Here is a 21,030-nt window from a genome sequence, read left to right as displayed (position 1 = left end):
CGTGCCAAAGGATGTTGCGAGTCTCCAGACTCGCCGGGAACCATGAGCAGGGTATTAGCATAAGGAGTCTGAAGACTCCACCCATCCCGTGTCACGCGTCTGAAGACGCGCGCCAGTGGCTGTTTCCGGCCTGTTTTTCCAAAAACAGGTCTAAAACACGTACCCAAAATTTTTCTTCCAATTTCCCCCTAACCCATTAAACCTTTCTGCTTCCCGCTTGTCTAACGCGCGTGAAAAATCCACACACCCAACACAACCCTTTATAACCAACAAGCTTTTACAGCATGAAGAAATTTTTATTGACGCTGGGGCTGGTTTCCTCCTTTGCCGGAGTTGCCGTCTCCCAAACGCGTCCCACTCAGCCCGCTGATTCTACCAGGCGGGTAGCCGGGGCCACCGGCATGCAGGGGAACGCCGCCAGAAACACCAAACCCAAACCGTACACCGAGGTCATCACTGACAAAGCCCAATCCAAAGCTGGCTTTTTCAAGACCCACAAAGTAGAAGACAAGTACTTCTTTGAACTGGCCGACTCGGTGCTGGGCCGTGAGATCCTGGTGGTGAACCGGATTTCCAAAGCCGGGGCTGAGGTGCGTTCCTCTTCCGGCTATGCCGGAGACCAGATTGGCAGCGCGGTGATCATGTTTGAGAAAGGTCCGGATGACCGTATTTTCATGCGCAAGATCTCGTACGCCACCTACAGCCCAGACAGCACCAGGTCTATGTACCAGGCGGTGCAGCGCTCCAACGTGCAGGCCATTGTAGCCGCCTTCAACGTGGCGGCCTACGGACCTAACAACAAGAGCAGCGTGATTGACATCACAGACTACCTCAAGGGTGAAAACGAGATTTTCTCGTTCAGCTCAGCCACGGGTAAAAGCCGTTTCCGGTTAGGGAACTTCCTCTCAGACCGAAGCTATATCCAGAACGTGCGCAGCTTTCCGCAGAACGTAGAGGTGACCACCGTGAAAACCTACGTGCTGACCCCGCCTACGTCCGGGTTTGGTGCGGCCCCGGCAGGCGGCGCATCTGCCAACTCAGCGTTGAACGGGTCCTCTACCATTGAGATCAACTCTTCTATGGTGGTGCTGCCCAGGAAGCCCATGCAGCCCCGCTACTTTGACCCGCGCGTGGGGTACTTCACCGTAGGTTACACAGACTTTGACGCCAATCCGCAGGGCGTAAAGGAAATCCAGATGGTAAAGCGCTGGAGACTGGAGCCCAAGGAGAAAGACATGGCCAAGTACAAGCGCGGCGAACTGGTGGAGCCCAAAGAACCCATTGTGTTCTACATAGACCCGGCTACGCCGAAGAAATGGGTGCCATACCTGATTGCGGGCGTGAACGACTGGCAGAAAGCGTTTGAGAAAGCCGGTTTCAAGAACGCCATCATTGGCAAAGAAGCACCAAGCGCCAAAGAAAACCCCAACTGGAGCTTAGATGACGCCCGCCACAGCGCCATTGTGTACAAGCCTTCTGAGATCCCCAACGCCAGCGGCCCCAGCATCTCAGATCCGCGCAGCGGCGAGATCATGGAAAGCCACATCAACTGGTACCACAACGTGATGAAACTGGTGCGGGACTGGTATTTCATCCAAGCCTCGGCTATTGACCCGCGCGCCCGCAAAATGGAGTTCTCTGATGAACTCATGGGCGACCTGATCCGGTTTGTGTCTTCGCACGAAGTGGGCCACACCCTGGGTCTGCGCCACAACTACGGCTCCAGCTCAACGGTGCCCGTTGAGAACCTGCGCAACAAGAAATGGGTGGAAGCCAACGGCCACACCCCGTCTATCATGGACTACGCCCGCTTCAACTACGTGGCCCAGCCAGAAGACAACATCACCTCTAAGGGCATCTACCCCAGAATTGGCGACTATGACCTGTGGGCCATAGAGTGGGGCTACCGCCTGCTGCCCAACGCAAAGAGCGCTGAGGCCGAGATTCCTATCCTGAACAAGATGACGGTGGCCGCCCTGAAAAACCGCCGCCACTGGTTCGGCACCGAGACCAACCCAGATGACCCGCATTCCCAGAACGAGGACCTGGGCGACAACGCCATGAAGGCCAGCGAGTACGGCATCAAGAACCTGCAGCGCATCATTGCCAAACTCCCTGAGTGGACCCGTGAGGAGAATCAGGGCTACGAGAGCCTGGACAACATGTATGGCCAGCTGACCACGCAGTTCAACCGGTACATGGGCCACGTGGCCAAGAATATTGGCGGCGTCTATGAAAACCCTAAAACCGTAGAAATGGAAGGACCGGTGTATGAGCGTACGCCAGCCGCCACGCAGAAAGAAGCCATGGCGTTCCTGGACAGGCAGCTGTTCACCACACCTACCTGGTTACTGTCTCCGGCGGTATTGAACAATACCGGTTCTAACCCCATGCTGGTGGTTTCGCGCAGCCAGGAGGCCGTCTTGAACCGCCTCATCAGCAACAACACCCTCACCAAACTGATTGCCGGTGAAGCCCTTGACGGCAACAGCGCCTACAGGGTGACAGACTTCTTCACTGACCTGAACAGCGCTATCTTTAGAGAGGTGAAAAACAAACAGGCCATTGACGTGTACCGCCGCAACCTGCAAAAGATTTATGTGGAGCAGTTGATTGACCTGGTTAAACCGGCTCCAGCCGCTTCATCCTCGGCTCAGGTGAGTTCAAGAGGCCCTGTCAGGCCAACCATGAACATTGCCCAAAGTGATGTGCTTTCTGTGGCCAAGGCCGAATTGCGCAACATCAACAGCCTGATCAAGTCAGCTGCCGCCGGGCAATCAGATTCTTTGAGCAATTATCACCTCCTGGACCTCTCAGACCGCATCAATGACGCCTTGAACCCCAAAGGTTAGTTTTTAAAATATTAGTAAAGCTGTTTGGAAAGCTGCCCTGCACTGCGGGGCAGCTTTTTTAATGATGGTTACAACAAAGCGCTTTTCCACGGAAAAGGCCGTTGGCATTTACCAGACTGTATCAGTGGTAAGAACCCTGTAGTTAGGCAGGGGCAACCGGGTGACGCATGGTAGAAATATGGCTTTAAAGCCAGAGGAAGCCCACAGCCGTACACTATTCTTCTTTCAGCCGCTGAAAGAAAAGGGGAAAACAAGATCAAGCGAACAAGGGAAACCCCAAACGAAGCACCGGCAAAGTGCTACAACTTATTGGTTCTGTCTCTGTTACCAGAGGCCGTGATTTTTCCTTTCATTTGAATACCTAAAGCTAGAACTTGATGTCAACCATTGAATAAGCGGCATGAAGAAGTTTCTGGTAATGCTTTTGACAGGGTTGATCTTCCTGAGCTGCGTTTCGCAGTTGGGCCGGGAGAGCTGTGAAAGTGCTGCGCAGGTGCCGCTCTCCCAGCTGAAGGTTCCCGTTTATGACTCTGCCTCTGTCTGTTTTTTAAAAGAGTAGCTCCCCTACTATCTAAAAGGCGTTTCTGGCCTGTTTTTCCCAAAACAGGCCGAAAACAGAAATTTCAAGGTTAGAGCAGGTAAAGGTTGAGTTGGCAAGACCAACCAGCCAAAGGAATGTTCAGAAGCTGTATAGTGTTTTTTCCTTATTCTACCATGATGGATCTAGACGGAACCGGGCATGGCGCAAGAAGCGTGAGCCTGTGCCTTCAAGATCAGTAAGCGTCTGTTTCCGGGCTGTTTTTGGGAAAGTAGCCCCAAAACGCAGGCACCAGCGGGTGCTCCTATAACTTTACATAAAAACGCTCAACAGCTCCAATATAAAACCTAGGCACGTCTCCTTTTCTACACCTTAGGAGAAAACCTATCTCCCCTCTCCGCAGGTATAACCGGGTTCTCTCACTACAGCCCTGTTCTTCTGCTCTCAAACCCAAGAATGAACCATGTTGCGCCAGCAGCATGTAAGACGGCTCTGCTGTTTTCCAGTAAACCCGCTTAACTGCCCCGCTAAACCACCCCAGCATGTCAACCCTGCTCACACGTGCAACGCCATCAATCCTGTAATGAAAAACTTATTTCTGGCTAAAGCCCTAAGGCTTCCCTCCTGTTCTTTTTGCTACCGCTCCAGATAGGTTTGAGGATCAATATTTTGCACTAGGCTACCGGGCAAACGTTTGGGAACTGGCCAGACCGGGGGCAACGGTTTGCGCAGAAAATGGCCTGATCTTTGAATTCTTCCCGCCAGAAGAAATGTTCTGAAAAAAAAGGAGAGCATGAAAAAGTACCTAACCCTCTTGCCGCTGTGGCTGCTTTCACTGCTAGCCGTGGCCCAAAAAGAAGCCTCTGTCTGGTATTTCGGCCGCAATGCCGGCCTTTCGTTTGCAGAGGGGAGCCTCACGCCCCTCAAAGACGGCCACCTGTACAGTGAGGAAGGCAGCGCCAGCATCTGTGACGCCCAGGGCAATCTGCTTTTCTACACCAACGGCATGCAGGTCTGGAACAAAACCCACCAGCTCATGGCCAACGGGAAAGAATTGAAGGGGCACGAGTCCTCTACCCAGGCCGCTCTCATTTTGCCCAAACCGGGGTCACCGCATCTCTTCTACCTGTTCACCACAGATTTCCAGGGCATGGACCACGGCCTGCAGTACCACCTCATTGATATGAGCAAAGAAGGCGGCCTGGGCCAGGTAACCTCTAAAAACAACCTCATCTTTGCCCCGGTCACCGAGAAACTCACCGCCGTACGCCACCGCAACGGCCGGGACTTCTGGGTGCTCACCCACCGCTGGAACAGCACGGCTTTTTACGCGTACCTCATTACCCCCAACGGCATCACGTTTGCCCCCGTTGAAAGCCGGGTGGGCAGCATGCACACCGGTGACAACGGCGGCACCATTGGCTACCTGAAAGCCTCCCCCGCCGGTGACAAAATAGCCATGGCCACCTGGGCGCCTGTCAATAAGCTGGAGGTCTTTGATTTTGACAACGCCACCGGCCAGGTGAGCAACGCCCTAGACCTGGGCAAGTTTGAAGAGGCCTACGGCGTGGAGTTCTCCCCAGACGGCTCCCGGTTGTATGGCGGCAAGAACGGCATTGCCGGTGGGGAAGCCCGTATTTTCCAGTTCAACCTGAAAGCAGGCACCCCAGATGCCATCATCCACTCTGGCAAGCAGGTGGCCAAAAGCACCAGCCGTAAGATTGGGGCCCTCCAGCTGGGGCCTGACGGCCGAATTTATGTGGCCCGCAATGAAAGCAGTTGGCTGGGCATTATCAGAAACCCCAACGCCCCGGGTGAAGACTGTGACTACAAAGATGCCGGTGTCTCCCTGGGGAGTCAACGCAGCGAGTTCGGGTTGCCCAACTTCCCCGGTTTCTATTTCCAGAACCTGTCTGCCCCCACGGGCTATGTAGTGCAGAAGCAGAAATAACTTTCAAATCATTAAACCGGCCAGCTCCCATGGGGCGGTCTTTTAGGGCTGGCGGTGCAGTTGCTTTCTGTGATTGCCCCGCCACAGCCGCTTCGCCTCCAACAGCCGTGATGGCAATCTGTATGTTTAGCAGACAAACTGCGTTTCTGGCCTCCTTTTCTCAAATCAGGGCAAAAACAGGGCTGCGGCGGCAGCCTGCTGAACGTCTGCCTTCGTCTCTGATGGGCGGCAAAGCCTTCCTTTTCGTATTTTTACCGTACTTTGAGAAGAAACAGCCCACAACCCAGTGCCAAAAAGATTTTCACCCCAAGAATATGCCCAGGGCGTATTGAGCGGTAACCGCATCATGCTGAGCCGTGCCATCACCCTGGTAGAAAGCACCTTGCCCTCTGACCGGGAGCTGGCGCACCAGGTTATGGAGCAGGTCCTTCCGCACGCGGGGAAGTCAGTGAGAATAGGCATTACGGGGGTGCCGGGTGTGGGCAAAAGCACGTTCATTGAGGCGTTCGGGAATTATTTGCTGGCGCAGCACGGTAAACGGCTGGCCGTGTTGGCCGTTGACCCCACTAGCCAGCGCACCGGCGGCAGCATTCTGGGCGACAAGACCCGCATGGAAACCCTGTCTACCCAACCCAACGCCTACATCAGGCCCTCAGCGGCCGGAAAAACCCTGGGCGGCGTGGCCAGAAGCACCCGTGAAAGCATTTTGCTCTGCGAAGCCGCAGGCTTTGACGTGATTTTTGTGGAGACCGTGGGCGTGGGCCAGTCAGAGACGGCGGTGCATGAAATGGTAGACTTTTTCCTGCTCCTGATGCTGGCCGGCGCCGGCGATGAGCTCCAGGGCATTAAGAAGGGCATCATGGAAATGGCCGATGCCATTGCCATCACCAAGGCAGACGGCCAGAACCTGCACCAGGCCACCAGCGCCCAGGCCGAATACCAAAGTGCCCTGCACCTCTTCCCGCTGGGGCCGTCTGGCTGGAGCCCCAAGGTAACATTGTGCTCTGCCTATGAAAGAACGGGGCTATCTACTGTCTGGGGCGCCATAGAGGAGTATGTGGCCTTGACCCGGCAGAACGGCTATTTCTACCGCCGCCGTCAGGAGCAGAACCTGCACTGGCTCAAGCAGACCATCAGGCAAAGTCTGGAGGAAATGTTCTACCAAAGCCCGGTGGTGAAAGACCAATGGCCGGCGCTCTCCCAGGAGGTGATCGCGGGCCGTAAATCGCCGTTTGCCGCCGCCAGTGAGCTCCTGGCCCGCGCCTCTGGTCAAGGGCTGTTTTAGGCCTGTTTTTTAAAAACCAGCCCGAAAACAGAACCTACCGGCCGCGCACCGTTACGTTCGTTTTCCCCTCCACACCACCTTAACCAGCGCATCTGACTTACCGGCCTTTCCTGCTCCCGTCACGGGTAAGAAAAACCTCCATCATTGAGGTTACACCCACACCTTGTCCGCCCGGGAAACAGCCCCAGAAAGCGCATTTTCAAGGTTTCCTCCCTAAACTACTTCCCTCTACCAACGGTTCCACAATAACTCCCCACTGAAAGACGTTTTCTGAAGAACGGTTCCTGCCTGGGGCTTCTTCCCTTATTGGGCCTCCGGCACGCCGCATTTCTCCGTTCATTTACCAGAAGCCGCACACAGCTTAGGTTTGCCGGGGACTCAGACAGGCAAACGTTGAAGAGCCTTAGACTTCTTTCCCCAAGTAAGGGCAACCAACGCGCGGCTCCCCCAGTACAGGATCTGGCTCAGGGTATTTAGCACTGTTAGATACTGAAATAGACGGCGTACAGATAGAGACGTCACAAAGAGTTTAAACAGCATATCCCCCAATGCTGAAGAGGCCGGTTTCAGACTGGCCTCTTGTTTTTTCCCTCCACCCATCGGCCTGGCCGAAGAATGGTGACACAAGTCTCCTAAAAACAGAACCCCAGCAGCCCGCGCTGCTGGGGTTCTGTTTTTGACCTGTTTTTAGAAAAACGGCTCCAAAACTGCCTTGGGCTTTGGTAGAGGAACCTAGCTTCTGGGGTGAAACTCCTGGATCACCTGCTTGAGGTAATCCCGGTCCAGGTGGGTGTAGATCTCAGTGGTGGTGATAGACTCATGGCCCAGCATTTCCTGTACCGCCCGCAGATCAGCCCCGCCCTCAATGAGATGGGTGGCAAATGAATGCCGAAACGTATGGGGACTCACATTTTTGGCCAGCCCCACTTTGGCCGTCAGGTCTTTGATAATGTTAAACACCATCACGCGGGTGAGACTGGTGCCCCGGCGGTTGAGAAACACAAAGTCTTCGTGCCCTTTCTTGATGGTCTGGTGCCGGCGAACGCCGTCCAGGTACACCCTGATGTACTTGAGCGCGTCTTTCCCAATGGGAACCAGCCGCTCTTTGTTGCCTTTGCCGGTCACGCGCAGAAAACCCAGGTCTTCATACAGGTTGCTCAGCTTGAGCTCAATCAGTTCAGACACCCGTAGCCCTGAGCTGTACAGGGTCTCCAGCATGGCCTTGTTGCGGGTGCCTTCCGGGGTGCTCACATCAATGCCCTCAAAGAGTTGCACAATCTCCTGGTAACTCAAGGTGTCTGGCAGCTTGCGCTGCAGCTTGGGCGCCTCAATGGTCTCGGTAGGGTCTGACTGTATCATGTCTTCCATGATCAGGAACTTGTAGAACGCCCTGATGCCGGAGATGGTGCGGGCCTGGGAGTGCGGGGTCATGCCCAGGGTGTTGATCCATTCCAGAAACCCTTGCAGGTGCACCACCTCTACCGCCAGGGGGCTTATTTTCTGATGGGTGATTTCAAAATACTGCACCAGCTTGCGCACATCCCGCAGATAGGCCTCTACGGAATTGCTGGACAAGGACTTCTCCAGCTGGAGGTATCCTTGAAATTGTGTAAGACTTGTTGACCAATTCATGGGGGAATGAAATAGAGTTTTTGCGGGCTATAGAGGCAGTTACATCTGTATCTAGCATTTACATAGCCGCCCAAAGGTAGTTATTCCGTACATTTGAGCACGATCTTCGCTTTACTTTTTCAGAGAAATGATTTCCCTCAGATAACCTGGCAGACTATGAAAATACTCATATTAAACGGCCCCAACCTTAATTTATTGGGCAGACGCGAAAAATCAATCTACGGCTCCCGCTCCTTTGAAGACTACTATGAGAAGGACCTGCTCCCGGCTTTCCCAGACCTGGAGCTGGAGTATTACCAGTCTAACATTGAGGGCGAACTGATAAACAAGCTGCATGAGGTGGGCTTTCACTACCAGGGCATTGTCTTCAACGCCGGCGCCTACACCCACACCTCACTGGCCCTGGCAGATGCCATTGCCGCCATTGAGACGCCCGTGGTTGAGGTGCACATCTCCAATGTGTACGCCCGGGAGGCCACCCGCCACGCCACGTTTATTGGCGGCCGCTGCAAAGGCAGCATCTCCGGGTTCGGGCTGGAAAGTTATAGGCTTGCCTTGCAGTACTTTGAGCGGCTCAGGCCATCAAAAGTAGGATTTACTTACACCAAAGCGTAACCACCGGCCGTTTTTAACGTGTAGGTCTAACTTGATGCCGCCGTCACGCCATTCTGTTTCAGGGCTGTTTTCAGAAAAACACCCCTGAAACAGAATGGCGGCTTCTGGCTTTCAACAAGTAGCGATCCACACACCGTACCCCAGCCCTTTTGCCATGCTCAATTTCTATCCCGGCCCGTCTAAAGTCTACCCGCAGATACGCGACTTCATGGTTATGGCGTATGATGAGGGCCTGCTCAGCATACCGCACCGCAGTGAGCGGTTTGTGCACATGATGCGCGAACTGGTGGGGCTGCTGCGCAAAAAACTGAACATTCCGCAGGACTACTACCTCTTCTTCACCTCCTCGGCCACTGAGTGTTGGGAGATCATCACCCAGAGCCTGACCCCGCACAAGAGCCTGCACCTGTACAATGGCGCCTTTGGCGAAAAATGGGGCCAGTACGCCCGGCGCCTGCGGCCAGACTGCTACAGCCAGTCTTTTGGCGTGAATGACGTGCTGGACGTGCCCAATATTCCTGTAGAAGATGACACAGATGTGATCTGCGTGACCCAGAACGAGACCTCTAACGGCACCCAGGTGAGCATGGAGACCCTGCTCAAGCTGCAGAACCAGTTCAAAGACCCGCTGCTGGCCGTAGACGCCACCTCCAGCATGGCCGGCCTCAACCTCAAGTTCATCAGGGCAGACATCTGGTTTGCGTCGGTGCAGAAATGTTTCGGCCTGCCGGCCGGAATGGCCGTGCTGGTCTGCTCCCCCAGAACTGTGCAGCGTGCCAAGGCCCTCAATGACAAGAAGCACTACAACAGCCTGGTGTTTCTGTACGAGAAAATGCTCAACTACCAGACCGGCCACACACCCAACGTGCTCAACCTGTACCTCATGCGCCAGATGCTGGAGCGCCTCCCGCTCATTAAACAGGTAGACCAGCAGCTGGTGAAGCGCTCCCAGGAGCTGTACAGCTTCTTTGAGGAACTCACAGAGGTGCAGCTGCTGGTAGAAAACCCGGAGGTGCGCTCGCAGACCGTGCTGGCCGTGCAGGGTACCGGCAAGCAGATCCTGGAGATCAAGAAGAACGCCGCCGCGCAGGGCATCACCCTGGGCAACGGCTACGGTGACTGGGCCAAGAACACCTTCCGGATTGCGAACTTCCCGGCCATTGTTGACGGGGAGTATGACGTATTGAAAGACTTCTTCAGGAAGAACTACAAATAAACCTGAGCCGTAACCGCGGGGGCGTTTTTGGCCTGTTTTTTCAATAACAGGCCAAAAACGCCCTTTTCTTTTTAGCAGCCCCCGGTTCAGGCAAAGCACAGGCAACTGTTCAGCACCAGAACCCGCCTTTGCTGCGCTGGTAAACCTTAGAATCTCAATGGCAGAATGCCCAACCCTGGCAGGCTGACCGCCGCCCGCCCCCGCTCCTGGTGGCGGCTGACACGTATGTCTAACGCCCGCTACCGGGTCACCGGCGCATTGTCATCGGCGAAGCCGGCCTTTACAATTCCTGCTTCGGGCATGCCCAAAATAAGGACGCATTACCCAAAATGATTAGTTTTGCACCTGAACCTTGCACGTAAAGCCGCCTATGATCGCCTTCAGTCTGAAAGAAATTGTCTCTGTGAGCCTCATTCTTTTTGCCATCATTGATATTCTGGGATCCATTCCCATCATCATTGAGCTGCGCCGCCGTGAAGGGGTGATCCAGTCTGAGAAAGCCACCATTGTGGCCGGGGCCATCATGATCTCGTTCCTCTTCCTGGGCGACGGGATTCTGAGGCTGTTCGGGATTGATTTTCAGTCTTTCGCGCTGGCGGGGGCCATCATCATCTTTTTGATTGGGATGGAGATGGTGCTGGGCATTCACCTGTTCCACTCCAACCCAGACACCAAGACTGGTTCTATTGTGCCGCTGGCGTTCCCGCTCATTGTAGGGGCGGGCACCATGACCACCTTGCTCTCGCTGCGGGCGGCTTACGCGCTGCCTAACGTGCTGGTGGGCATTATCCTGAACCTGCTGTTTGTCTACATTGTCCTGAAAAGCTCTAACTGGCTGGAGCGCAAGCTGGGCCAGAACGGCACTGAGGTGCTCCGGAAGGTCTTTGGCGTGATTCTGTTGGCCATTGCCATTAAACTGTTCAAAACGCACGTCAATCTCTAAGTTCTGTTTTCGGTCTGTTTTTAAGAAAACACCCCCAAAACCGAAACCGCCCGTTTTATTTTTTTCGCTTTCACCGTATGGGCAGGCAACCCTTGGCGGCATCTCTGCATTTACCCAAGAAACAAACACCTATGAGGTACCTGGCCCTTCTCCCTTTTTTCCTGCTGGCCCTTGCCGCGCAGGCGCAGCGTGTGCACGGCAGAATTATTGATCAGCAGGCCCAGCCGCTGGAGTACGTGAACATTGGCGTGGTGGGTAAAAACGTGGGCACCGTATCTACGGCCCAAGGCACCTTCGCCCTCACCCTGCCCCCAGACCTGGACGGGGAAATCCTGCAGTTTTCGGCTATTGGCTATGCGCCGGTGCAGTTTAAGGTGGCCGAGTTCAAGCAAAGGTTTTCTGGCCAAACGGCACTGGTCCAGCTCCAGGAACAGGCGGTGGCGCTGAAAGAGGTGGTGGTGCGGCCCAAAAAATTTGTCACCAAGGTGGTGGGGAACACCGTTGACTCCAAAACGGTGTCGGCGGGGTTCACCAGCAATGACCTGGGCTCTGAAGTGGGCACCCTCCTCAAGATCAGAAAGCCCTCGTTTCTGGAGAGCGTGCGGTTCAACCTTGCCGGCAACAAGTATGATACCCTATTTCTGCGGGTGAACGTGTACAAGGTGGTGAAAAACGTGCCCACAGAGAACGTGCTGCGGGAGCCAATCTACCTCAACGTAGCAAAAGGAGACATCAAAGACGGCCTTACGCTAGACCTGAGCCGGTACAATATTTACCTGGAGAGTGATGCCCTGCTTTCTCTGGAGCTGGTACGTGACCTGGGCACCGGGGGCCTCTGGTTCAGCGGCGGTTTCATCAACAGTGACTCCTACTACCGCAAGGCCAGCCAGGGCAGCTGGCAGAAAGTGCCCCTTCTGGGCCTGGGCTTCAGCGCCGTGATCAGCCAGGAGAAATAAAGCCTGCCCCAGAGAGCGCTGCATTTTCTGTTTTGGAGCTATTTTTCAGAAAACAGGCCAAAAACGCACTTTTGCGCGGTGCCCTACGGGGGTGAAAATAATCTCCCGCTGATAGCCGCCGCTTGCGCAGAGATGGGTAATTTTGCGGCAGACTAACCAGACCTGTTTTGATTGAGATTTATACTGATGGCGCTTCCCGCGGAAACCCTGGCCCGGGCGGATATGGCGTGATTCTGCGCTATGGCCCCCACGTGAAAGAGCTGAGCGAAGGCTTCAGGAAGACCACCAACAACCGCATGGAGTTACTGGCGGTGATTGTAGCCCTGGAATCTATCACCAAGCCGGGCATTCCCATCACCGTGTATTCAGATTCTAAGTATGTGATAGATGCCGTGGAGAAGAAATGGGTGCTGGGCTGGGAGAAGAAAGGTTTCTCGGGCAAGGCCAACCCTGATCTGTGGCAGCGCTTTCTCAAGATTTACCGCAAGCACCAGGTAAAGTTTGTCTGGGTGCGCGGGCACGCCGGCCACCCGGAGAACGAGCGCTGTGACCAGTTAGCCGTTGCCGCCGCCCTGCAACCCAACCTGCCGCCAGACCGCGGATTTGAGGCCAACCCCACCGCCGGCTAACGTATGCCCAACCCGTATTTCCAGTTCAAGCAGTTTACCGTACAGCAGGACCAGTGCGCCATGAAAGTGTGCACAGACTCCTGCGTGCTGGGGGCGCACGCCCCTGTCACGGGTGCCCGGCGTATTCTTGACATTGGGGCGGGAACTGGTTTACTCAGTCTCATGCTGGCCCAGCGGGCCCCTCAAGCAATGATTGAAGCCGTGGAGATTGACCCTGCCGCCGCCGCCCAGGCCGCCGCCAACCTGGCCGCCAGCCCGTGGGCAGAACGGCTGTTGCTCCACCCCATGAGCCTGCAGGAATTTACCGCCGCCGCCCCGGCTCCGTTTGACATGATCATCAGCAACCCGCCGTTCTTTCAGGCTTCGCTCAAATCTGCAGATACCGCCCGCAACACCGCCAAACACACCGGTTCCCTCACGTTCAAGGAGATCATCGGCTTTGCCGAACGCTTTTTATCCCTGGAGGGTCACCTGCACATTCTGCTGCCCCCACATGAAGCCCGGGTATTTGCCCAAGAAGCCTTAGCCGCGGGCTTTTACACCAGCCATATTCTCTGGCTGGAGGCTACCCCCCAAGGCAAACTGCTGCGGGCCATTCACACCTACACCCGCGTGGCCGGACCGGTGGGGGAAGAAACGCTGGCTGTGCGGGAAAAAGACCACACCACCTACACCTTGGCGTTCAGGCAGCTGCTGCAAGACTATTATTTGATCTTTTAGCGTTTCTGGCCTGTTTTTGGGAAAACAGGCCAGAAACAGGACTATTCTTCTTTCTCAGTGAACTGAACCCCAAGCTGCTCCAGTTCAGCTAGAATGGGTTCATAAAGCTCTGGCTGCAGGGGCACCACTACCCCGCGCTGCTGAATCTGCCCCTGCAGCAGCAGTTTAGTGGCAATGCCAATGGGCAGCCCCACAGTTTTGGCCATGGCCGTGTGCACCTCGTCTTCGCCCAGCACCACCAGTGACGAGGTTAGTTGTTTATGTTCGCCGTTCAGATCATACTCAAGAAGGTGCTGCATCACAATCATGTCTTTGTCACCGGGGCTGAGTTTCCAGCGGGGCACCAGCAGCTTCTCCAGGGCCTGGGCGGGGGTGGCGTTCTCCAGACCAATGGGCAGCTCGTCAAACAGGCCCGTCCAGCCTACCATGTACAGCTCCTCAGCGTCTGGGGCCAGCCCTACGTGGGCCGCCACCCGCTCCTTCAGGGTCAGCTCCTGGTCTGTGCCCGGCAAGAAGCTCTCCACCAGTTCCCGGTAGGTCATGTTTGCAGAATTTTCCAGCACATAGGAGTCATCTGTGAGCCCCAGCTGCACCAGCACCTGCCATGCCTGGCAGTACCCAGACCGGCGCAGGGTGCCGCGCAGCAGGGTGGGAACCTCCTGCAGGCCGTACGGCTGCCGGTAACTGAGGGAGTCGCGGTTGGCATAGCCGTCAAAATACCCGAAGCCGTCTACCAGAATGGTCTCTGTGCGCTTGAACAGCTGCGGGTACGGAATGTATTTATAGGTGCCGTTCTCTATGTATCTGGCCGTTCCCTGGCCCGCCACAATCACGTTTCTGGGGTTCCAGGTGAACTTGTAGTGCCACGGGTTGTTGTCAGACTCAGGCGCCAGCAGGCCGCCGGTGAAAGATTTAAAAGCAGTAACCGTGCCCCCCTGCTGCTTAACCTGGTGAATGATCTTCATGGCAGACATGTGGTCAATGCCCGGGTCCAAGCCGCATTCCATCACAAACACCAGCCCTTTGGCTTCGGCGGCCGCCGAAAGGGCCTTCAGCTCAGGGGTGACGTAAGAGGCGGTGATCAGGTGCCGGCCCAGGGCCAGGCAGCTCTGGGCCACCAGCGGGTGAAACAGGGCGGGCAGCATGGAAATCACCACCTCGGCCTTGGCAATCTCGCGCTCCCGCTGCTCCCGGTTGTGCACGTCAAAGACAAACGTGTGGGTGTAGCTGCTGAGTTGCACAGAAGAGGGCAGGTGGTCAACGCATACATCCCCAATGGCCACCTCCCATTGTTCGGCGGCAGCCTGAGACACCAAATACTCAATCAGAACGGAGGCCGAGCGGCCGGCCCCCAGTAGCAGAATCTTTTTCATAGCGGGTATCAGAGCGTAAGTGGCACCCAAAATGCCTATTTTCTGCCGGACTGGCAACCTATTCTTGCACTTTCGGGCTATCTTATTAACTTTGACTCCCGTACGAAGCCGTGCGGAACCCACCCGTATGACTGAAAAAGTACAACTGCACATCACGTATGAAGTGGTGTCTTCCCTCACTGAACTACCTGAGCAGGAGCAGCAAGTGATGCTGCTGGCCCAGCAGGCTACCAGCAACGCGTACGCCCCTTATTCCAATTACCTGGTGGGTGCCGCCCTTGCCCTCTCAGACGGGAGCCTGCACCAGGGCACCAATCAGGAGAACGCCGCCTACCCTTCTGGCCTCTGCGCTGAGCGTACGCTGCTTTTTGGCGTGGGCTCCAACCACCCAGACAAGACCATGGAGGTGCTGGCCGTAACGGTGCGCCGCCGGCATGAAAGCCATTACCTGCCCGCCTGCCCGTGCGGGGCCTGCCGCCAGGTCATTGCCGAATACCAGAACCGGCAGGGCTCTCCCATAAAGCTGCTCATGCAGGGCCAGGACGGGAAGATTATAAGGATACAGTCTGTGGCAGACCTCCTGCCGTTCATGTTTACCAAAGACCAGCTTTAACTTGGCCGCCACCCATAGAACCATAGAAGTACCGCGCACGGCGCACCTGCACCAGTTGGGCACCTTGTCCCCGGCCACCAAAGATCTCTGGCTGGTCTGCCACGGTTACGGGCAGTTGGCGCGCTTTTTCATCAGGCATTTTGAGCCGTTGCCAGACGGGCAGACAGCCGTTATAGCCCCAGAAGCCCTCTCCCGTTTTTACCTGCAGGGCGTGGGGGGCCGCGTGGGCGCCACCTGGATGACCAAGGAAGAACGTCTGCACGAAATCAATGACTATGTCTCTTATTTGAACCTGGTGCGGGAGATGGCACTGCAGGAGGCGCCCAATGCCAAACTGCACGTACTGGCCTTCTCCCAAGGCGCGGCCACCGTCTGCCGCTGGCTGGCGCAGGCGCAGTGGCCTGTTGAGGAACTGGTGCTGTGGGCGGGTATGTTCCCGGAAGACATGGCAATGGTCTCTGCCCGGCAGGCGCTGGTCCATACCCGCCTCTCCTACGTCTACGGCCTGCAAGATGAATATGTAACCGAAGAGAAAGTGCAGGAGCAGTTAAACCGCGTATGGGAAGCTGGCCTACAGCCAGAGATCATCACCTTTCAAGGAAAGCATGAGATTAACGCCACCGTTCTGCAGCAGCTCAAAGCAAGAAGCTAGCCCGGTGTTATTTTAAAGTTCTTCCCAGACAGATGGTTCTGTTTTTGACCTGTTTTTCTGAAAACAGGTCAAAAACTCACCTCTATATCCCCACAGTAGGATCGCTTGAGAAAGGGCTCTGCCGTTTTGGAGCTGTTTTCCTGAAAACAGCCCCAAAACGGCAGAGCCTCAGCCCCAGATGTCGGGCATGATAATCTCCAGCAGGTGGTGGTCGGGATCCCGGAAGTAGCAGGACTTTCGGCCGTGCGGCCAGGTCTGTTCGTGTTCAATTGCAAGGTTGGCTTGACGGAGTTTGTCTTTCCAGCGGGCGTAGTCTTCGGCCTCACATTCAAAAGCCAAATGCAGCTGCCCCTCCCCAAAATGCGGTGGCAGGTCTTTGCTCTCCCGGGTCTTCTGGGCGTTAAAACACAGCAGCACCGAACTGCCCGCCCTGAAAAACACGTGGCGGTCTGGCACTTCGCCTATGATGGGCAACCCCAGGGTATCTGCGTAAAAGCGGGTAGTGCGGGCAAGGTCCTGCACGTACAGGCACGTCTCTTTGATCTGTCTGAATTCCATAAGCTGCAGAAATTGCTTTTCATTGAACGCGCCGGCCGGGAGAAAGATGTTCTGTTTTGGCGCTGTTTTTCTGAAAACAGCGCCAAAACAGCAAGCCCCGCTCTCTGGTGAAAACGGGGCTTGCTAAGGTATCTTTCTAAGAACGTTACTGCCTAAGAACGTTACTGCTTGTGAATGACCGTGGCGGCCGCCTGGGCCGCGGGCAGAAGGGTGACCTCGGCCAGGTTCACGTGTTTGGGGCGGGTGATCATGAACAGAAGCAGCTCTGCTACGTCTTGCGCGGTGAGCGCCTCAAAGCCTTTGTACACGTTGGCGGCCCGCTCCTTGTCACCTTTGAAGCGCACCTCAGAGAACTCAGTCTCCACGGCGCCGGGGTTCACCTCAGAGACCTTCACCCCCTCATGCACCAGATCAATGCGCATGGCTTTGGAGAGGGCGTCAACGGCAAATTTACTGGCGCAGTACACGTTTCCGTTGGCGTAAACCTCTTTGCCGGCTATAGACCCAATGTTGATGATGTGCCCGGTCTTGCGCTCCACCATCACCGGCAGCACTTCTTTGGTCACGTAGAGCAGACCTTTCACGTTGATGTCTAGCATGGCTTCCCAGTCATCTACGTCACCGCTCTGGATGGGGGCCAGGCCGTGGGCGTTGCCGGCGTTGTTCACCAGTACGTCAATATTCCGCCATTGGGCGGGTAGGCCGGTGATGGCTTTCTGTACCGCCTCTCTGTCCCGCACGTCAAACTCAAGCGGGAAGACCTGTTCTGCGCCAAACGTTTCCACCAGCTCCTGCAGCCGTTCCCTGCGTCTGCCGGCGGCAATAATCTTAAAACCGTTCTGGGCGAGTATGATGGCGGTGGCTCTGCCTATACCAGAGGTGGCTCCGGTCACCAAGGCTATTTTCTGTGACATGGTGGCGTTATTCAAAGTTCAGGTAAAGGGTAATGGTATTAGAGGTCAGGTTCTGGATGCTGTTGTTGTACACGCTGTTGGCCGGCTGGTGCAGGTTGGTAATGCCTCTGGAGAACCTTAGCTCCGGGGCAAACTTAAAGAACGGGTAGAACATGTCCAGCCCCACGCCAAACTCAACAGAGAAATCTGAGGTGGCCACCTGCAGGACCTCAGGGTCGTTCTTTTTCTGGCCGCCCACCACCAAAGACGGTTTCACGCCGGCAATGAAATACATCTGGGTGTTCTTGCGGCGGTTGGCCTCGTACTTGACCAGCAGCGGAACTTCTGCCGCAAACGAGTTGATGGCCTGTACCACGGTTTCGTCTCCCTCTCCCCGCACGTTCCCCTTGTACTCCACCTCACGGCTGTGGTAGCCCACGCCCGGCTGCAACCGCACCACAAAATCTGGCGAGAGACGGTAGGTGGCAATGAAATTCACATTAAAGCCAATGCCCTGCATGGGGTTCACGGCAATGCCGGTGCTGGCGTCTTCTCCCAGTTGTTCTACATAGTTGCGGGAGTGCTCCAGCTGGTACCAGGAGGTGTTAAGCCCCAGGGAGAAGCCCCACCTGATCTTGCGGTTCTCATACCCCTGCAGGTTTTCGCCTTTCAGTTTCTGGGCCACAGCCTGGTTCCCGGCCAATAGGCAGAACAGGAGCAGACATATTATTTTGTACCGGTGTAGATAGAGCTTATGCCAAAAGTAAGAGAGTGCCATTCTGATTGATTAAAACCGATTTTACGGAAGATAGCCAGGAAATCATTGCCGTCTGGAAACGCCTGCACTGATTCTGGCAGGTACGTATACGCAGCATTGTCTTTTGAGATTAGCTTTCCGAAGACCGGCAGAATATGTTTGAAGTAGAAGTTGTAGGCCTGTTTCATGGGAAACGCCTGCGGCTTGGAGAACTCCAGCACTACCACCCTTCCGCCCGGCTTGAGCACCCGGTGCATCTCTGAGAGACCTTTCTCCAGGTTCTCAAAATTGCGCACCCCAAAGGCTACCGTGATGGCGTCAAAATGGTTGTCTGGGAACTGGATGTTCTCAGAGTCACCCACCTGCAGCTGCACCAGATGGCTCAGGCCCCGCTTCTCAATCTTCTGGCGGCCCACCTCCAGCATGCCCTCAGAGATGTCAATGCCAATGACCTGTTTCGGCTTAAGCCGAAGGGTTTCCAGGGCAAAGTCACCGGTGCCGGTGGCAATGTCCAGAATGAGCTGGGGGTTAGACTTCTCTAACAGTTTTACCGCTTTTTTGCGCCAGATAATATCCACGCCGGCGCTCAGAAAATGGTTCAGAAAGTCATACCGTTTGGCAATGCTGTTGAACATCTGCGCTACCTGCGTCTTCTTACCGGCCTCCAGGTCTTTATAGGGAACTACTGACATGTGCTACACTTTTATGATGAGGCAAAGCTACTATGCTTTAACTAGAAAACCTGTATTATGTTGTGCAATGCCCTGCCCACAAACCACAGCGCCCCGGCCAGAAACGGCCGGGGCGCTGTTTTGAGGCTGTTTTGGCAAAAGTAGGCCAAAAACAGAAACGCTTATTTCTTCTCGTCTGCCCTCCGGATCACATTGAACTCTGTGCGGCGGTTCAGCTGCATGTTCTCAGGAGAATCATTTGGTGCCACCGGACGGCGCTCACCGTAGCTCACCGTGATCAGGCGGTTAGGGTTAATACCCTGGCTCACCAGGTAGTTGTAGGCGGCGTTGGCCCTGTTCTCCCCTAGCAGCATGTTGTAAGAATCTGGCATGCGGGAGTCAGTGTGGCCGTCTACTGACAGTCTCAAAGATGGGTTCGCCTTCAGCACCCGTACAATGTTATCCAGCTCTTTGATTGACTCTGGGCGCAGGTTGTACTTGTCAGTGTCAAAGTAGATGCGTTTGAAAGCAAAGGCCTGGGCACCAATACCGGAGGTTCCTTCAAAGTCAATGTAGAAGTCTTTCTCTACCACGGTGGTGTCATTCAAGGAGAGCGGCACCTCAAACTGCTCAGTGGTGATCAGTTTCCCGTCTCTGGACAGGGTGACCTGGTAAGGTCTGGCCGAAAGCACCGTTACCTGATAGTTTCCGGAGTCTGGCTTGGTCACGTCACGGTATTCCAGCGGGGTGTTGTTGGCGGCTTTACCGGTGAACACCAGCTCTACGCCAGGCACAATGGTACTATCCCGCAGGCTGTACACGTGGCCGCGTACAATGGCGTTTCTGATGTAGCTGATGGTGTAGATGTCTTTCTCCCCGTAACCACCCATGCGGTAAGAAGAAAGATAAGCCAGGCTTCCATCTCCGCTCAGGCGGTAATAGGTGTCATCATCTGGCGTATTGATAGGGTAGCCCACGTTTTCTGGACGGCTCCAGCGGCGGCTCACTGAGTCAAATTTGATCACAAAGATGTCATAGCCGCCCATGGTGTTGTGCCCGCGGGAGCTGAAGTACATGGTCATACCGTCTTGGGTAAAGTAGGGGCTGTCTTCATCAAACTGCGTGTTCACGCCGTTCCCAAAGTTCTTAGGCTCTCCCCAGCTTCCGTTGGGCTGGCGCTTGGCATAGTAGATATCCAGGTCCCCGTTCTGGGAGAAGTGGTTGGTGGAGAAGTAAATGGTTTGACCGTCTGGGGTGATGTAGGCATCACTTTCAAAGTCACCGGTGCTGATGTTCAGTTTCTGAGGGGCTCCCCAGGTTTCGCCCTCTTTGCTGGACACAAAGATGTCCCCGTTGGTACTCTTGTTCTCATTGCGGTACAGCAGGAATTTGGAGTCATTGTCAAACAACTGGATAGAGGCGTCATGCCCGGTACCGTTCAACCGGCCACTCAAAGAGGTGGGTTTCTCCCAGCTGTCTGGGCCTAATCTGCGGGACTCAAAGATATCTTCATAGTACTCACCGTCTGCCGCCTCTTTGCTACCGGTCACAGCCGCACTGCGTGAAGTGAAGAGTAGATAATTGTCATCTCTGGAGATGACAGGGCTGTGCTCAGAAAATGCGGTATTGATCACAGGCCCCAGGTTTTTCACGAACACGTCTTTGGCGTTGGCCACTTCCTTTTTGGCGTTACGGGCGTGCTGAATAAGCAAGGCCGCCTGCTCTTTGCCTTCCTCATCCCGTTTCCCTAACCCTTTCTGGTAGTTCTGGGCATGCTGGATAGCCTTGTCAAACTCGTAATTCACCAGGTCTACGCGGCCCAGCCAGTACAGGACGTCTGCCTCCACCTTGGGTTTTAACTGATACGCCTTGTAGATGTACTCGCTTGCTTTCTCTTTGTCAAAAGCAATCAAGGAAATACCGGCGCGGTAAAGCGCTTTGGCGTTGTTTGGATCCCTTTCCAGCGCACGCTCATAGAAAGGCAACGCAGACCGGAAGTTTGCCTGGTTAAAAAGTTTATCACCGCTCCTGATAAGTTGACGGGTACTCTGGGCCATGACCGCAGAAGAGATGAAAAACAGTGTCAGAAATAGAAATGCTGCTCTAAACAACCGTTTGTCTAAGTGATCCATAGAATAAAGGTTAAAAAAATATAGCTACAATTTTGTGCAACTCA

The 21,030-nt window shown here is 55.0% G+C and carries 18 protein-coding genes; 11 read left to right on the top strand and 7 right to left on the bottom strand.

What is annotated here, in order from left to right; all coding sequences use genetic code 11:
* The first annotated feature begins 284 nt into the window (after positions 1-284).
* From FHS90_RS01165 to meaB, 3 genes are all read left to right on the top strand, one after another.
* Positions 285-2,852: a zinc-dependent metalloprotease gene (locus tag FHS90_RS01165; RefSeq protein WP_182511259.1), complete on the top strand. Its 2,568-nt coding sequence runs from the start codon at positions 285-287 to the stop codon at positions 2,850-2,852.
* Between the two features lie 1,331 nt (positions 2,853-4,183).
* On the top strand, positions 4,184-5,341 hold the full coding sequence (locus FHS90_RS01160) for a YncE family protein (protein WP_066830862.1): 1,158 nt from the start codon (positions 4,184-4,186) through the stop codon (positions 5,339-5,341).
* A 286-nt stretch (positions 5,342-5,627) separates the two neighbouring features.
* Positions 5,628-6,626 (top strand): methylmalonyl Co-A mutase-associated GTPase MeaB, encoded by a 999-nt coding sequence (gene meaB / locus FHS90_RS01155; protein WP_182511258.1) that lies wholly within the window; start codon positions 5,628-5,630, stop codon positions 6,624-6,626.
* Positions 6,627-7,358: 732 nt separating this feature from the next.
* On the opposite strand, the gene xerD is transcribed toward meaB, so the two are convergent.
* Positions 7,359-8,258, bottom strand: coding sequence for a site-specific tyrosine recombinase XerD (gene xerD, locus FHS90_RS01150; RefSeq protein WP_066830864.1), 900 nt, complete (start codon positions 8,256-8,258; stop codon positions 7,359-7,361).
* A gap of 156 nt (positions 8,259-8,414) precedes the next feature.
* Between xerD and FHS90_RS01145 the strand changes: the two genes are divergently transcribed.
* The 6 genes from FHS90_RS01145 (at position 8,415) to FHS90_RS01120 (ending at position 13,337) form a co-directional block, all read left to right on the top strand.
* On the top strand, positions 8,415-8,873 hold the full coding sequence (locus FHS90_RS01145) for a type II 3-dehydroquinate dehydratase (RefSeq protein WP_182511257.1): 459 nt from the start codon (positions 8,415-8,417) through the stop codon (positions 8,871-8,873).
* A 154-nt stretch (positions 8,874-9,027) separates the two neighbouring features.
* Positions 9,028-10,089 carry an aminotransferase class V-fold PLP-dependent enzyme gene (locus FHS90_RS01140; RefSeq protein ID WP_066830867.1) on the top strand — a complete coding sequence of 354 codons (1,062 nt, stop codon included), beginning with the start codon at positions 9,028-9,030 and terminating at the stop codon, positions 10,087-10,089.
* A 370-nt stretch (positions 10,090-10,459) separates the two neighbouring features.
* Positions 10,460-11,032, top strand: a complete 573-nt coding sequence (locus FHS90_RS01135) for a MarC family protein (RefSeq protein ID WP_066830869.1) — start codon at positions 10,460-10,462, stop codon at positions 11,030-11,032.
* 131 nt (positions 11,033-11,163) lie between these two features.
* Positions 11,164-11,988 carry a carboxypeptidase-like regulatory domain-containing protein gene (locus FHS90_RS01130; RefSeq protein ID WP_182511256.1) on the top strand — a complete coding sequence of 275 codons (825 nt, stop codon included), beginning with the start codon at positions 11,164-11,166 and terminating at the stop codon, positions 11,986-11,988.
* Between the two features lie 167 nt (positions 11,989-12,155).
* Positions 12,156-12,617, top strand: a complete 462-nt coding sequence (gene rnhA / locus FHS90_RS01125; protein WP_182511255.1) for a ribonuclease HI — start codon at positions 12,156-12,158, stop codon at positions 12,615-12,617.
* A gap of 3 nt (positions 12,618-12,620) precedes the next feature.
* Positions 12,621-13,337 (top strand): tRNA1(Val) (adenine(37)-N6)-methyltransferase, encoded by a 717-nt coding sequence (locus FHS90_RS01120; RefSeq protein WP_182511254.1) that lies wholly within the window; start codon positions 12,621-12,623, stop codon positions 13,335-13,337.
* Between the two features lie 41 nt (positions 13,338-13,378).
* On the opposite strand, the gene FHS90_RS01115 is transcribed toward FHS90_RS01120, so the two are convergent.
* Positions 13,379-14,710 (bottom strand): saccharopine dehydrogenase family protein, encoded by a 1,332-nt coding sequence (locus FHS90_RS01115; protein WP_182511253.1) that lies wholly within the window; start codon positions 14,708-14,710, stop codon positions 13,379-13,381.
* 127 nt (positions 14,711-14,837) lie between these two features.
* On the opposite strand from FHS90_RS01115, the gene cdd reads away from it, so the two are divergent.
* Both cdd and FHS90_RS01105 read left to right on the top strand, forming a co-directional pair.
* Positions 14,838-15,323 carry a cytidine deaminase gene (gene cdd / locus FHS90_RS01110; RefSeq protein ID WP_182511252.1) on the top strand — a complete coding sequence of 162 codons (486 nt, stop codon included), beginning with the start codon at positions 14,838-14,840 and terminating at the stop codon, positions 15,321-15,323.
* A gap of 1 nt (position 15,324) precedes the next feature.
* Positions 15,325-15,975: an alpha/beta hydrolase gene (locus tag FHS90_RS01105; protein WP_182511251.1), complete on the top strand. Its 651-nt coding sequence runs from the start codon at positions 15,325-15,327 to the stop codon at positions 15,973-15,975.
* A gap of 168 nt (positions 15,976-16,143) precedes the next feature.
* Here the strand turns inward: FHS90_RS01105 and FHS90_RS01100 are convergent, their stop codons facing one another.
* The 5 genes from FHS90_RS01100 to FHS90_RS01080 all read right to left on the bottom strand — a co-directional run bounded on the left by FHS90_RS01100 (position 16,144) and on the right by FHS90_RS01080 (position 20,986).
* Positions 16,144-16,533, bottom strand: a complete 390-nt coding sequence (locus FHS90_RS01100) for a VOC family protein (RefSeq protein ID WP_182511250.1) — start codon at positions 16,531-16,533, stop codon at positions 16,144-16,146.
* A gap of 161 nt (positions 16,534-16,694) precedes the next feature.
* A complete protein-coding gene (locus tag FHS90_RS01095) occupies positions 16,695-17,447 on the bottom strand; it encodes an SDR family NAD(P)-dependent oxidoreductase (protein ID WP_182511249.1) in 753 nt (250 codons plus the stop codon).
* Between the two features lie 7 nt (positions 17,448-17,454).
* Positions 17,455-18,111 (bottom strand): type IX secretion/gliding motility protein PorT/SprT, encoded by a 657-nt coding sequence (porT, locus tag FHS90_RS01090; RefSeq protein ID WP_161947687.1) that lies wholly within the window; start codon positions 18,109-18,111, stop codon positions 17,455-17,457.
* Between the two features lie 41 nt (positions 18,112-18,152).
* Positions 18,153-18,875 (bottom strand): bifunctional demethylmenaquinone methyltransferase/2-methoxy-6-polyprenyl-1,4-benzoquinol methylase UbiE, encoded by a 723-nt coding sequence (gene ubiE, locus FHS90_RS01085; RefSeq protein WP_066830882.1) that lies wholly within the window; start codon positions 18,873-18,875, stop codon positions 18,153-18,155.
* A 161-nt stretch (positions 18,876-19,036) separates the two neighbouring features.
* Positions 19,037-20,986, bottom strand: coding sequence for an OmpA family protein (locus FHS90_RS01080; protein ID WP_182511248.1), 1,950 nt, complete (start codon positions 20,984-20,986; stop codon positions 19,037-19,039).
* Positions 20,987-21,030: the final 44 nt, after the last annotated feature.

It is taken from the genome of Rufibacter ruber, from assembly GCF_014138425.1.
In the GTDB taxonomy this organism is placed as follows: domain Bacteria; phylum Bacteroidota; class Bacteroidia; order Cytophagales; family Hymenobacteraceae; genus Nibribacter; species Nibribacter ruber_C.
Note: the sequence above shows the minus strand (reverse complement) of the source record. Positions and strands in the feature narration are given on the sequence as shown.